Origin of the sequence: [Pantoea] beijingensis (assembly GCF_022647505.1) — a bacterium.
GTDB classification, from domain to species: Bacteria; Pseudomonadota; Gammaproteobacteria; order Enterobacterales; family Enterobacteriaceae; genus Erwinia; species Erwinia beijingensis.
The window spans coordinates 3,542,841-3,556,602 of record NZ_CP071409.1; the positions used below are offsets into that span (position 1 = coordinate 3,542,841).

A 13,762-nucleotide genomic window follows, 5' to 3' on the forward strand; every position below is an offset into this window, starting at 1 on the left:
ATTTCTACTCCTTTAGTTAACTGATGTTTCGCCACACGGTTGCACATCTTCTTCCTTACGTAAGGTTCGTCCCGCAAAGAACATGTAAACCAGCGCGATCACGACAACGACACCCATAAACCCTATTCCCAGCGTCAACCCCTGCATCAACGGAGGCGCGAGAATCGACCAATCGGCCATCCCCATCCAGGCATTGAGGCCCGTCAGATGTACTGCCCAGACGCAACCGAAAATTTCAATCATGCCCATTACCAGGCAAATTTTGAGTGCGGCACGCCAGCCGCCAAAATGGTTAGCGAAGACACCAATGGTGGCATTGGAGAAAAACATCGGGATAAAACCAGGGATGATCATGATGGCAGAGCCGCAGGCGATCAGAATACCGACGGCGATCAGTTGACCAATGGTCCCCCACATAAAGCCCCAGACCACCGCATTCGGTGCGAAACTGTAAATTGCCGCGCAGTCGATAGCCAACACCGCCCCGGGAATCAGGCGTTGAGATATGCCGTTAAACGCCTCCGACAATTCGGCGACAAACATGCGAACGCCCTGTACGATAATAAAAATCGCCACCGCGAACTGAAAACCGGTTTGTAGGATATAAATCGTCCAGTGCGTTTTACCGGCCATTGCCTGAACGGTATCCAACCCGAATGAACAGAGGATAATGCCAAAGAAAAGAGTCATGACGATCGCAGTCGACACGATGTTGTCATGAAAGATATTTAACCAGCCTGGTAGTTTAAGGTCTTCAACGCTTTCTTCTTTTTTCCCGAGCCGGGGCGCAATTTTACAAGCGAGCCAGGAGGCGAACTGCTGTTGATGCCCAATGGAAAAGCCGCAATTATCGGTAACCGCCTGCGTCGGCTTATACATCATGTTGGACGTGATGCCCCAGTAAAGTGATACCAATACCGCGGTACAGATAATGGTGGTCCACATCGGGTAATGGAGGATGTAAAAAAAGACGGCGATCAGTCCGGCTTGTTGAAACATGATGTGCCCCGTCAGCATGATGGTACGAATGCCCGTCAGACGCCGCATAAGCACATAGACAATATTTAATGCCAGCGCGAGTAATACCGCGTAACCCACCCAGCTGTATGCCTCTCCCATTGTTTCAATGGTCGCCATCATTGACGCATAGGTGTCGGATATTGCCCCATTAATGCCATACACCTCCGACATTTTCTCCACCACGGGCTTAAAGGTATTGGTCAAAATACCCGCACCAGCCTGTAATAACATAAAACCAATAATCGTTTTGATCGTACCTTTTATAATGATGCTGGCACTTTTACGCAGCAGCAGGTAACCCAAACACGTCACAATCCCCAGTAACAATGGGGCATTGGTCATAACTTGATTAAAAAAAATAGTAAAGACGTAATAAAGTGTCTCCATAACGCTCTCCGTAGGGCTGTCGCTCCCTGATTGGCTCACAAACAGACGAGGGGAAATTTCACACTCACACTATGTTTTCAAAATAAATCATAACAAGATTAATTATGATTATTTGTGAAGTATGCCTCAATTTATTTCCCTCCGTCAGATAAATGTTCTCCCCATGCCTGAAAATTAACAAAAACAAATCAAAATCAATTATTTAAAATTATTTTAAATTTTACTTACCCGCAGCAGCGGTCAACGCTAACGCCTTAGCCTCATTTAAAAAAAGGAAAAATGTTTTTACATGATGATTTTTTGATGACAGTATAAATCAATAGTAATCACATAATGATTTAATACGACTAAATGGAGATATTTAATGAGTAAAGTTACCTCTATTACCCGCGAATCGTGGATTCTGAGCACTTTCCCTGAATGGGGAAGCTGGCTTAATGAAGAGATTGAACAAGAAAAGGTGGCAGCAGATACTTTCACTATGTGGTGGCTGGGTTGTACCGGGATCTGGTTAAAGTCTGAGGGCGGTGCCAATCTTTGTGTCGATTTCTGGTGCGGTACTGGCAAACAAAGCCACAGTAACCCGCTGATGAAAACAGGGCATCAAATGCAACGTATGGCGGGTGTAGAGAAACTTCAGCCGAATTTACGCACTACACCGTTCGTACTCGATCCTTTTGCCATCCGTCATATTGATGCCGTTTTAGCCACCCACGATCATAATGATCACATTGACGTTAACGTTGCCGCTGCCGTAATGCAGAATTGCACGAATGACGTGCCATTTATTGGCCCTCAAAGCTGCGTTGATATCTGGGTTGGCTGGGGGGTACCACGCGAGCGTTGCATCGTAGTGAAACCCGGTGATGTGGTGAAAATCAGAGATATCGAAATCCATGCGCTGGATGCTTTCGACCGTACCGCACTAATTACGCTGCCTGAAGGGCAAAAAGCCGCGGGTAAACTGCCAGACGATATGGACAGCCGCGCAGTAAATTATCTGTTTAAAACACCAGGCGGCAATCTTTATCACAGCGGTGATTCCCATTACTCTAATTACTATGCAAAACACGGTAACGATCATCGGATCGATGTTGCGCTGGGTTCCTATGGTGAGAACCCCCGCGGTATTACCGATAAAATGACCAGCGCCGATATTTTACGCATGGCTGAATCGCTGAACACCAAAGTGGTAATCCCTTTCCATCACGATATCTGGTCCAATTTTCAGGCCGATCCGCAGGAGATCCGCGTCCTGTGGGAAATGAAAAAAGACAGGTTGGCCTATGATTTTAAACCCTTTATCTGGCAGGTTGGGGGGAAATTTACCTGGCCGACAGATAAGGACCGGTTCGAATATCACTATCCTCGCGGATTTGAGGACTGTTTTACCCGCGAACCCGATTTACCTTTCAAATCTTTTCTGTGAAAGCCAGCCGGGCACTCGCCCGGCTTTGATCGCTATCCACCATAGTTATTTCAAACATTTTCAAATATCATCTTTCTCTATCATCTTGCACCGGAAATACGCATGACAGAAGCACAGCGCCATCAGATTCTGCTCGAACTCCTGCAACAATCGGGATTTATTACCGTCGAACAAGCAATCGCTCACTTGGGTATCTCTCCGGCTACTGCCCGGCGGGATATTAATAAACTCGATGAAAACGGGAAACTGAAAAAAATCCGTAATGGTGCCGAAGCGATAACACAGCAGCGTCTGCGCTGGACGCCAATGAATATTCATTTGGCGCAACACCACGATGAAAAGAGCCGCATCGCCGCCGCCGCTTCGCAGCTCGTCAGTCCAGGCCAAAGTGTGGTGATTAATTGTGGTTCAACGGCTTTCTTACTTGGCCAGCAGGTTTGCGGAAAACCCGTACAGATTATTACTAACTATCTACCTCTGGCGAATTATCTTATCGATCAAGATCATGAAAGCGTAGTGATCATGGGAGGTCAGTATAATAAAAGTCACGCAATCACTCTCGGCGCTCAGGAAAATGAAACCTCGCTGTACGCAGGGCACTGGATGTTTACCAGCGGAAAAGGGCTCACGCCTGAAGGACTGTATAAGACGGATATGCTAACCGCGATGGCAGAACAGAAAATGATGAGCGTTGTAGGTAAGCTCGTAGTACTGGTCGACAGCAGTAAAATTGGGCAACGTGCCGGAATGCTGTTCAGCCGTGCTGAGCAGATCGATATACTGATTACCGGCAAACAGGCCGCTCCACATGTCATAAAGGAACTTCAGGATCGGGGGGTGGAAGTCATGTTAGTTTAGGTGCTAAAGGTGGCACGCAAAAAAATCACTTGTCGCCTCTATCGCTAACGGCGTAATTCGATGTTTAACTCCGGACTCCCACAGACAAGTAAGTTGTCCGTCCAGCTTGTTAGCTATCAACGCCTGTTGCAAACGCCGCGTTTCAGTGGCAGGAACGACATCATCGTCTTCACCATGCCACAGCAGCAGCGGTCGATCGCCAAGTTGCTCAAGACGGTGGCTAATATCATACGGTGCCAGTGGAGCCATCAGCTTGTCAAATTCCACCTTACTGACTTCGCCGTTCATCACCAACGGTGGGAATAACGTTTGTGCCAGCGTCATGAAATAACCCGATCCCATTAAGCAGGCCACACTACGAACTTGTGGGTAACGCGCCATAATCCCCAACGCCGTCATTCCCCCCATTGATGCGCCACCCACGCCCACTTTCCCATCCGCAATAAGGCAGTGCGCTATCAGCGCGTGATAGAGGCCGGCGAACTCATCAATACTGGTTTTTACAATAGGCCATAACCGACGTAAGCGAGCCCCCGTATCGCCGCCAAAACGCGCACCATGATCGTCCGCATCCGGCATAATAACTCGCATACCTGACTGCGCCAGCGCCACGGCAAAATAGCTGTAAACCAATTTTGACGAAGTAAATCCATGGTAAAAAATGACCGTGGGCAGCGGTTTATTTCGCTGGCCTGATGGCGTGGCGTGCAGGCATTCAATACCGTTAAAAAATTCCGTCGCGATCTCAATCATTGTGACTCCATACTCAGTCAGGAGAATTCTTACATAAAAAAGACACTATAATCGCGTAAATTACCTTCACCCCTTTACCGCGGGATACCCTTATGCGTACGCTTCTCATCTCAGGTTTAATGCTACTCCTTAGCGGCTGTTCTATCATGCATACCACACCACGGCCTGCTCCTGCGCCTACACAACAAGCACAAGAGATCGTTCGCGCGCAAAGTACCTCTTTACCCAGACTAGGTAATATCAGTGCTACAGAGCGCGGATCGCCCGATGATGTCCAGCGAGTCATCGCGGCAAGAGCGACAGCAATGGGTGCCAGTTACTATATGATTGTCGCTCTCAGTGAATCAGTCGCACCGGGAATGTGGTATGCAAGCGCGATCCTGTATGGCCCTTCAACCGCCACTGGCGCGCAGTAACAGACGCTCCGAGACATCCCAACTCAGCGTTGGGACACCTCGTGAATCAAGCTGATGGCGGCACCAGGCATCCGCTAACGGCGGTTCAAGCGACGTCAATACCTGCACGGCTGTCGCCAGCCTGACCAGCATTTCAGCAATCTCTCGCGCCTGCCCTTCCAGTGGCTGGCGCAAGCGGAGTTTAAGCTGGCGCCACCGGCTATCAAAATGACGATTTTGCCCCTTCACGGCATCAAATTCACGGTGAAGCATTTCAGGTACAGCAGATTGTCGATTCAGTACACGAATCACATCCAGACACATTACGTTGCCAGAGCCTTCCCAAATGCTGTTAACCGGCATTTCACGAAAAAGTCGGGGCAATTCGCTCTCTTCGCAATAACCTATCCCACCCAGCACTTCCATCGATTCCGCAACAAAAGGTGTCCCTGCCTTGCACAGCGTATACTTCGCGGCAGGTGTGAACAGTCGGCTAAAAGTACGCTCATATTCATCATGAGGCTGTGACCAGGCACGGGCAAGGCGCATCAAAAAAGCAGTCTGCCCCTCAAGTTGCAGTGCCTGCATGGCTAAAACATGGCGCATTAAGGGCTGATCAACCAGATTTTTCCCCATAACTTGCCGCTGATGAGCATGGTAAAGCGCAACTGAAAATGCACGTCGCATCAATCCGTGACTGCCTAGCGCGCAGTCAAAACGGGTAATACCCCCCATTTTAAGGATCTGTCTGACACCGTCCCCCTCATCGCCAAGCAGCCATCCTGATGCATCCAAAAATTCAACCTCTCCGCTGGCATTCGAACGGTTGCCGAGTTTCTCTTTTAGTCGTTCGATATGGACGGCATTACGCGTACCATCCGGTAATAGGCGGGGAAGAAAGAAGCAAGAAAGACCGCCTTTTGTTTGTGCCAGAATGACATGTGCATCACTTTGCGGCACAGAGAAAAACCACTTATGGCCGGTTATGCGGTAGATCTCACCATTACCGCGAGACGACAGAGGTTCCGCATACGTGGTGTTACTTAATATATCCGTTCCCCCTTGCTTTTCCGTCATGCCCATACCAATTAGCAGCCCCTGTTTACGATCGCCCGGCTGTAAATGCGCATCGTAGCGATCGGACAACAGTGCAGGAAGCCAGTTTTGCCATACCGTTGGCAGCGCTTGCTGCAGCAATGGAATAGCGCCGAATGTCATGGTGATAGGGCATAGCGTGCCCGCCTCAACTTGCGCATGAAGGATAAAGCGCGCTGCGCGCGCGATAAATGCGCCAGGTAACGCCTCTTTTTGCCAGCAGAGATTATGTACCCGATTTGCACACAACCCCTGCATTAACAGATGCCAGGCGGGATGAAAGCGCACATCATCAAGCCGTTCGCCGCAGGGATCGTAACGTAGCAACTCAGGCGGATGAGCATTGGCCAATCGCCCCAGTTCCAATGATTCTGCGCTGCCAAGTTGCTGACCAACCGACGCCAACAACGCGTTATCCCACTCAACGCCCTCACGCCCCAATGCTTCGCGCAGTGGGGTGTCAGAAAGAAATAAATTACTGTTACTTAGTGGACGTGGTTGATTAAAAACGGTGTGCGTTTTCCAGTGCATATGAACATCCCTCGTCATCGACACATGTTGTGAAGAACCTGCACGCTTAATTCTTGCAGGCTTTCTTTGAGTATGGGATGAAGCAGAGAATCTGTCCGGACAGGACAAAATTTTCGGGGCACAGGTCACGCCCCGGAGAAGATTACTTGCTGCTGCGTTGGCGTACCGCTTCAAACAGACAAATGCCAGTTGCGACCGAAACGTTCAGTGAAGAGACACTGCCGGCCATCGGAATACTGATCAATTCATCACAATGCTCGCGGGTCAGACGACGCATACCTTCGCCTTCCGCGCCCATAACCAGGGCCATTGGGCCAGTCATTTTACTCTGGAATACATTATGATCGGCCTCACCTGCGGTTCCAACGATCCATACGTTAGCTTCCTGGAGCAGACGCATAGTTCGCGCCAGATTGGTGACACGGATCAAGGGAATATTTTCTGCTGCCCCGCTAGCCACTTTCTTAGCCGTCGCATTCAACTGTGCAGAACGATCCTTCGGCACAATAACCGCATGTACACCCGCTGCATCCGCGCTACGCAAGCAGGCACCAAGGTTATGCGGATCGGTAACACCATCAAGGATCAGTAAAAATGGCTGCTCCAGGCTAGCAAGAAGATCGGGCAGATCATTTTCCTGATATTGCCGACCTGGCTTAACGTGCGCCACGATCCCCTGATGCACTGCACCTTCCACTTTGCTATCCAACCACTGACGGTTCGCCAGTTGAACGACAATGCCCTGCGCTTCCAGCGCTTTAATTAAAGGCTGCAGCCGACGATCATCACGCCCTTTGAGGATAAATACTTCCTGAAAGCGCTGCGGATCGGTGTCAAGCAGCGCCTGGACGGCGTGGATACCAAAAACAATTTCACTCATCGATCGGTTACTCACCAAGTTATTTTAAAACATCGGGCGAAGGTTATGCCGCCCTGTACGGCACGTGTACAGACCATACCGCACGTTACAGTTGATTAGCTACGCCAGTTATTCCTTCGGGCTAGCCGGCTTTTTCGCGGCACGCTTCGCTTTGGTTGCGGCGGCGATTTTACGGGTTTTCTCCGAAGGCGTTTTGGCTTTTTTCTCTTTTTTTGCCACTGGAGCCGCTTTGTTTTTTACGCCGCTCTCTTTTGCCGCCTTGAACGTACTATCCGGTTCGAAGTTTACCCCTTTGCGCTGCTCACGGCGGCGATGACCACTATTTTTCGGCGTTCTCTTCGCACGTTCGCGATCGGTTTTCCCGGCACCACGCGGTTTACGCTGACTTGAGATCAATGCAAAATCAATTTTTCTCTCATCCATGTGTACCGCTTCAACCCGTACTTCTACCGTATCGCCAAGGCGATACGTATGGCCGCCGGATTCACCAATCAATCGCTGTCCTACTGCGTCAAACCGATAGTAGTCATTGTCGAGAGTTGAAACGTGAACCAGGCCATCGATAAACAGATCGTTAAGACGCACAAAGAATCCGAAGCCGGTTACGCTGGAAATAACACCGGTAAAGGTTTCCCCCACCTGGTCCTGCATAAAATCACACTTCAGCCAGTCTGCAACGTCTCGGGTGGCTTCATCCGCACGACGTTCTGCCATTGAACAGTGTTGCCCAAGCTGTAGCATCTGGTTGAGATCATAGTGGTAACCACCGGTCGCCGATCCATTGCCCTCTAGCGTGCCCTGCTCCTGCGCCAATAAGTATTTGATGGCACGATGCAGCAGTAAATCAGGGTAACGACGGATCGGTGAGGTAAAGTGCGCATACGAAGCCAGCGCCAGACCAAAATGTCCCCGGTTTTCCGGATCGTAAACCGCTTGTTTCATGGAACGCAACAGCATAGTTTGCAGCATCTCATGGTCCGGGCGATCGGCAATTTGTTCCAGTAATGCAGAATAATCAATGGGTTGTGGCTTAGCGCCGCCCGGCAGAGTCAGGCCTAACTCGTTTAATACCGAGCGGAAACTGGTGATACTGTCATCGCTTGGACGATCATGATCGCGAAACAATGCGGGCTCATTGTGTTTTTCAACGAAACGCGCTGAGGCGATATTCGCCAGAATCATGCACTCTTCAATGAGCTTATGTGCCTCATTACGCACCGTTTGCTCTACACGCTCAATACGGCGATCGGCGTTAAAGATAAACTTCGCTTCCTCTGTTTCAAAGGAGATCCCACCACGCTGTGAACGCGCCTGTTCCAACACCTGATACATATTATGCAGTTCATGCAGATGCTTAACTAGCGGCTGGTACTGTTCGCGCAGTTCCGGATTTCCCTGCAGGATACTCCAGACTTTATTGTAGGTCAGACGCGCATGGGAGTTCATCACCGCTTCATAGTGCTTATAGCCCGTCAGTTTACCTTGGGCGGAAATGGTCATCTCACACACCATACACAGGCGATCCACCTGCGGGTTAAGTGAGCAAAGTCCGTTGGACAATACTTCAGGAAGCATCGGGATAACTTGTGAAGGGAAATAAACCGATGTTCCACGGTTAACCGCTTCGTTATCTAAAGCCGTCCCCGGACGCACATAATAGCTAACATCGGCGATAGCAACCCATAAGCGCCAGCCCCCACCGCGTTTCTTCTCACAATACACCGCATCGTCAAAGTCGCGCGCATCTTCACCATCAATGGTCACAAGTGGCAGTTGACGCAGGTCGATACGCCCTTTTTTCGCCGCCTCGGGCACATCTTCCTTCAGTTTCGCAACCTGTCTTTCCACCTCTGGCGGCCAGACATGCGGGATTTCATGGGTACGCAGCGCCATATCCACGGCTAAGCCAGTCCCCATATTATCACCCAGCACTTCGACAATTTTGCCAATCGCTTTCGTACGGCGCGTCGGGCGCTGGACCAGTTCAACCACTACCACTGACCCCATACGTGCACCCATCAGGGCTTCCGGCGGGATCAAAATATCAAAACTAAGGCGACTGTCATCGGGTACAACAAAGCCAGCACCAGCATCGGTAAAATAACGTCCCACTATCTGACTGTTACGTGGCTCAAGTACACGGACAACACGTGCTTCACGACGACCTTTACGATCGGCGCCCATCGCCTGGGCGAGGATCACATCGCCATGCATACACATTTTCATCTGCTCAGCAGAGAGATAAAGATCGTCTTTTTGTCCCTCAATACGCAGAAAGCCATAACCATCGCGGTGACCAATCACTTTTCCACGCAGCAGATCGAGGCGTTCAGGCAGCGCGTAGCACTGGCGACGAGTAAAGACTAATTGACCATCACGTTCCATAGCACGTAAGCGGCGACGCAGGGCTTCAAGTTGTTCTTCACCCGCAATACCCAGCTCGATTGCCAGCTCTTCGCGACTGGCCGGTTTTTCACGTTTGTCTAAATGTCCAAGGATAAATTCACGGCTGGGAATAGGGTTTTCGTATTTTTCAGCTTCTCGTTCCTGAAAAGGATCTTGTGACATATCGGTTCCTCCGTTGTCATCAATTGCGGATTGAAGGACGTTCAACCAACAATAATTTGTAGAGCGGGTGGTTATCTTCCACCAGATCAGCGAGGGTATATTTATCCAGCTCTCGCAAAAAACTCTGCACCGCATCATACAGTGCCTGTTTCAGTCGACAGGCGGAAGTAATGTGGCAGAACTCGCTGTTACAGTTAACCAACTGCAGCGGTTCCATTTCACGAACCACGGCACCAATGACGATCGTTTCTGCGGGCTTTCCTAAACGAATGCCACCATTTTTACCGCGAACCGCAGAGATATAACCCGAGCGACTCAGTTGATTTATAATTTTGACCATATGATGACGAGATACGCCGTACGTCTCTGTCACTTCAGAAATACTGGTCATTTGACCTGTAGGGAGCGACGCAAGATAGATTAACGCCCGCAGGCCATAGTCTGTAAAACTCGTTAGCTGCACAGTTACCTCAGTGAATCAATGGCATGACATCATCCGTTTACCCTGGATAATTGTAGTTGCATCACAGCAACACATGCGCGAAAAACCGATTTAGCGATTTAAACAACGCAGAAACGGGCTTATAACGTAAGCCATAAACTCATTATCCAGATAAGCTGCCATCAGAGCGGGTCAAATAAACACTCTCCGTTAACATATATTTAGCTTCAAGAATGACGGTTATAGGTGATGATAAACCAGCCCGACAACTTCAGGGCGAATTATTTAAGCATACGTCAATCGCGGAAAGAAAAAGGCAGGGATAAACAGTGAAAAACGCTATGACAAATCTCTACATCCTACAGAGCGGATGTTGCCGGGTGGCGGCAAACCCAGCCATCCCCGGGAAGCTTATTCAGGTAAGTGACCAAATACGGCCAACAAACCTGCAACGAGAAGTATGACGGCAAACATACTCTAAATAATTCACGTTGCAGGGCGGCGACATCTCCGAAAGCTTAATCAGGAAAGCGACCTGAATGACCGGAAACAATCAACAAACCTGCAACGCGACGTATGGCGGGCTCGGCCCGACCTAAGTTAAAACTACGCGTCAAACGGATCGCGCAGAATCATCGTCTCGCTGCGATCCGGGCCGGTAGATATAATATCGATCGGAACGCCAGTCACGTCTTCAACACGCTTGATGTAATCGCGCGCAGCCTGCGGTAGACCTTCCAGCGTCTTCACACCAAAGGTGCTTTCACTCCAGCCCGGCATTGATTCATAAATCGGTTCAATACCTTCCCAACCTTCTGCTGCCATCGGCGTAGTCGTCATTTCGCGACCATCTGGCATACGGTAGGCCACACAAATTTTCACCTCTTCCAGACCATCTAACACGTCCAGTTTGGTCATACAGAAACCGGAAAGTGAGTTGATCTGCACCGCACGGCGTACGGCTACTGCATCCAGCCAGCCGGTACGACGGCGACGTCCAGTGGTTGCGCCAAATTCGTTACCTTTAGCGCACAAAAACTCACCGGTTTCATCAAATAGTTCGGTAGGGAAAGGACCTGCACCCACGCGTGTTGAGTAGGCTTTAACAATACCGAGCACATAATCAACATAGCGAGGACCGATACCTGAGCCCGTTGCAACACCACCTGCTGTTGTATTTGAAGAGGTCACATAGGGATAAGTACCGTGATCGATATCAAGCAGCGTACCCTGTGCTCCTTCAAACATGATCAGGTCGCCACGCTTACGCGCCCCGTCCAGCAGCTCAGAAACATCAACGACCATGCCGGTTAGGATGTCAGCAATCGCCATCACATCATTCAGCACGGTATCATAGTCAACCGCTTCTTCTTTGTAGTAGTTCACCAGTTGGAAGTTGTGATAATCCATCACTTCTTTTAATTTGGCAGCAAAGGTTTCTTTGTTAAAGAGATCGCCAACGCGCAGACCACGACGGGCAACTTTATCTTCGTAAGCAGGACCAATACCACGTCCGGTGGTGCCGATGGCTTTTGCACCACGCGCTTTTTCGCGTGCGACATCCAACGCAACATGATATTGCAAAATCAGCGGGCAGGCTTCGGAAAGTAACAGGCGTTCACGTACCGGGATACCGCGTTCTTCCAGGCCTTTCATCTCTTTCATCAGCGCAGCCGGAGACAGCACAACACCGTTACCGATAATGCTAGTGACATTATCACGCAGGATGCCAGATGGAATTAAGTGGAGGACGGTTTTCTCACCGTTGATGACAAGCGTATGGCCGGCATTGTGCCCTCCCTGATAGCGCACAACGTATTTTGCGCGTTCAGTTAAAAGGTCAACAATTTTACCTTTACCTTCGTCACCCCATTGGGTGCCCAGTACGACGACGTTCTTACCCATTTCTCAAAATCACCGATTGCTTAAAAAAGGATTCTACCATCGTAATTTCCCTCTTTCAGCACTTTTAGCAGTCGTTTGCGCAGTTTTTTTGCTGCCAATTCATCCAGTGAATGGTTGTGCCCCACAGAAAAACGAATAGCACCTCAGGTTCAAAGTCAGACTATCCTGCGACTGAAAACAATCTTAGCGACTATGCCGCGCCATGCATGCTGAGCATGGTATATATCACTACGCCTGCAACGACCAAACCACCGCCAAAACGACGCAGCAGGTGGTCAGGTAATTGCGTCATGGTATAAATCATTCGGCGCCAAATACGGGGCCACAGCATTGGGCCGAGGCCTTCCAGCACAAGAACCAGCGCAAGCGCCATCCAAATTGTTGAGTTCATTAGGGTTACCAATAAAAAACGGGCCGGATATTGTCCGGCCCGCCGAGTGCTCAGTCAGCGATGTCAATGACAACTGATCATGAGCCTGGTCCGTAAAACGGATTAACGCGTCACGGTATTAGGTGATTTCATATAGCGGAAGAAATCGCTGTCCGGACTCAGCACCATCACGTCCCGGTTTGCTTCAAAGCTATTGTCATAGGCGCGCAGGCTACGGATAAACGAATAGAAATCCGGATCCTGACTGAACGCATCAGCAAATAGCTTAGCCGCTTCGGCATCACCTTCACCACGCGTGATCAATGCCTGACGTTGTGCTTCTGCCAGCGTACGCGTTACTTCATAATCTGACGTCGCACGCAATTTTTCCGCCTCTTCCTGACCCTGAGAACGCTGGCTACGCGCGACCGCCTCACGCTCAGCGCGCATACGGTTGTAAATTGCACCCGACACTTCGGTTGGCAGGTTGATCTGCTTAATACGCACATCCACTACCTGTATACCTAAGGCTGCCATGCTATTCGGGTTGATCGGTGGCTCTTTACTGTTTGTTTCACGCTCTACGCGTGCAGCTGCAGAAGCGATGGCATCATCCGCTGCCGGCGTAGCCACTTCATCATCGTTGCCAGCGCTACCTGTGTTCAATGCTTCACGCACATCTGTGGTTAAACGTCCGCGTGAATCAGTCACGATATCTTTGACATCAAGACGCCCCATTTCAGAACGTAAACGGTCACTGAATTTACGTTTCAGCAAAACTTCTGCCTGAGAAACATCACCACCACCGGTCGCCAGGTAATAACGACTAAAATCACTGATACGCCATTTGATGTAGGAATCGACGATCAGATCTTTCTTCTCTTTGGTGACGAAGCGATCAGCCTGGTTATCCATGGTCTGGATGCGCGCATCCAACATTTTAACGGATTCCAGGAATGGAATTTTAAAGTGCAGGCCTGGTGCAAATACCAACGGTTTGTTTTCATCATCGCGCAGAACTTTACCAAAGCGCAGCACGATACCGCGCTGGCCTTCCTGCACCACAAACAGTGACGCGTAAAGCACCACCAGCACAACAATCAATAATACGATTAATGGCTTACGCATC

General features: G+C 49.8%; 12 protein-coding genes. 3 read left to right on the top strand and 9 right to left on the bottom strand.

The window, feature by feature from the left end; all coding sequences use genetic code 11:
- Positions 1-12: 12 nt before the first annotated feature.
- Positions 13-1,407 carry a PTS ascorbate transporter subunit IIC gene (gene ulaA / locus J1C60_RS16030; RefSeq protein ID WP_128176198.1) on the bottom strand — a complete coding sequence of 465 codons (1,395 nt, stop codon included), beginning with the start codon at positions 1,405-1,407 and terminating at the stop codon, positions 13-15.
- A gap of 364 nt (positions 1,408-1,771) precedes the next feature.
- On the opposite strand from ulaA, the gene ulaG reads away from it, so the two are divergent.
- Both ulaG and ulaR read left to right on the top strand, forming a co-directional pair.
- Positions 1,772-2,836, top strand: a complete 1,065-nt coding sequence (gene ulaG, locus J1C60_RS16035) for an L-ascorbate 6-phosphate lactonase (RefSeq protein WP_128176196.1) — start codon at positions 1,772-1,774, stop codon at positions 2,834-2,836.
- Positions 2,837-2,938: 102 nt separating this feature from the next.
- Positions 2,939-3,694, top strand: coding sequence for an HTH-type transcriptional regulator UlaR (gene ulaR / locus J1C60_RS16040; protein ID WP_128176194.1), 756 nt, complete (start codon positions 2,939-2,941; stop codon positions 3,692-3,694).
- 3 nt (positions 3,695-3,697) lie between these two features.
- On the opposite strand, the gene yjfP is transcribed toward ulaR, so the two are convergent.
- Positions 3,698-4,447: an esterase gene (yjfP, locus tag J1C60_RS16045; RefSeq protein ID WP_128176192.1), complete on the bottom strand. Its 750-nt coding sequence runs from the start codon at positions 4,445-4,447 to the stop codon at positions 3,698-3,700.
- Positions 4,448-4,539: 92 nt separating this feature from the next.
- Between yjfP and bsmA the strand changes: the two genes are divergently transcribed.
- Positions 4,540-4,863, top strand: a complete 324-nt coding sequence (gene bsmA, locus J1C60_RS16050) for a biofilm peroxide resistance protein BsmA (RefSeq protein WP_128176191.1) — start codon at positions 4,540-4,542, stop codon at positions 4,861-4,863.
- Here the strand turns inward: bsmA and J1C60_RS16055 are convergent.
- The 7 genes from J1C60_RS16055 to hflC form a co-directional block, all read right to left on the bottom strand.
- A complete protein-coding gene (locus tag J1C60_RS16055) occupies positions 4,840-6,468 on the bottom strand; it encodes an isovaleryl-CoA dehydrogenase (protein WP_128176189.1) in 1,629 nt (542 codons plus the stop codon). The genes bsmA and J1C60_RS16055 overlap by 24 nt on opposite strands.
- Before the next feature lie 142 nt (positions 6,469-6,610).
- Positions 6,611-7,348, bottom strand: a complete 738-nt coding sequence (rlmB, locus tag J1C60_RS16060) for a 23S rRNA (guanosine(2251)-2'-O)-methyltransferase RlmB (RefSeq protein WP_128176187.1) — start codon at positions 7,346-7,348, stop codon at positions 6,611-6,613.
- A gap of 108 nt (positions 7,349-7,456) precedes the next feature.
- Complete coding sequence (rnr, locus tag J1C60_RS16065; RefSeq protein WP_128176185.1) at positions 7,457-9,916, bottom strand: ribonuclease R; 2,460 nt, start codon at positions 9,914-9,916, stop codon at positions 7,457-7,459.
- 19 nt (positions 9,917-9,935) lie between these two features.
- Positions 9,936-10,379, bottom strand: coding sequence for a nitric oxide-sensing transcriptional repressor NsrR (gene nsrR / locus J1C60_RS16070; RefSeq protein WP_128176183.1), 444 nt, complete (start codon positions 10,377-10,379; stop codon positions 9,936-9,938).
- Positions 10,380-10,964: 585 nt separating this feature from the next.
- Entirely contained in the window at positions 10,965-12,263 is a 1,299-nt protein-coding gene (locus J1C60_RS16075; RefSeq protein ID WP_128176181.1) for an adenylosuccinate synthase, read from the bottom strand.
- Positions 12,264-12,453: 190 nt separating this feature from the next.
- Positions 12,454-12,654, bottom strand: a complete 201-nt coding sequence (locus J1C60_RS16080; RefSeq protein ID WP_128176179.1) for a DUF2065 domain-containing protein — start codon at positions 12,652-12,654, stop codon at positions 12,454-12,456.
- Positions 12,655-12,756: 102 nt separating this feature from the next.
- Positions 12,757-13,761, bottom strand: a complete 1,005-nt coding sequence (gene hflC / locus J1C60_RS16085) for a protease modulator HflC (RefSeq protein WP_128176177.1) — start codon at positions 13,759-13,761, stop codon at positions 12,757-12,759.
- Position 13,762 lies beyond the last annotated feature (1 nt).

What these genes read in the sequence shown, in the direction of transcription:
- J1C60_RS16075 (WP_128176181.1), bottom strand. Translation starts at nt 12,263, where the DNA reads ATGGGTAAGAACGTCGTCGTACTGGGCACCCAATGGGGTGACGAAGGT.
- ulaR (WP_128176194.1), top strand. Translation starts at nt 2,939, where the DNA reads ATGACAGAAGCACAGCGCCATCAGATTCTGCTCGAACTCCTGCAACAA.
- rlmB (WP_128176187.1), bottom strand. Translation starts at nt 7,348, where the DNA reads ATGAGTGAAATTGTTTTTGGTATCCACGCCGTCCAGGCGCTGCTTGAC.
- J1C60_RS16080 (WP_128176179.1), bottom strand. Translation starts at nt 12,654, where the DNA reads ATGAACTCAACAATTTGGATGGCGCTTGCGCTGGTTCTTGTGCTGGAA.
- bsmA (WP_128176191.1), top strand. Translation starts at nt 4,540, where the DNA reads ATGCGTACGCTTCTCATCTCAGGTTTAATGCTACTCCTTAGCGGCTGT.
- rnr (WP_128176185.1), bottom strand. Translation starts at nt 9,916, where the DNA reads ATGTCACAAGATCCTTTTCAGGAACGAGAAGCTGAAAAATACGAAAAC.
- J1C60_RS16055 (WP_128176189.1), bottom strand. Translation starts at nt 6,468, where the DNA reads ATGCACTGGAAAACGCACACCGTTTTTAATCAACCACGTCCACTAAGT.
- hflC (WP_128176177.1), bottom strand. Translation starts at nt 13,761, where the DNA reads ATGCGTAAGCCATTAATCGTATTATTGATTGTTGTGCTGGTGGTGCTT.
- ulaA (WP_128176198.1), bottom strand. Translation starts at nt 1,407, where the DNA reads ATGGAGACACTTTATTACGTCTTTACTATTTTTTTTAATCAAGTTATG.
- yjfP (WP_128176192.1), bottom strand. Translation starts at nt 4,447, where the DNA reads ATGATTGAGATCGCGACGGAATTTTTTAACGGTATTGAATGCCTGCAC.
- ulaG (WP_128176196.1), top strand. Translation starts at nt 1,772, where the DNA reads ATGAGTAAAGTTACCTCTATTACCCGCGAATCGTGGATTCTGAGCACT.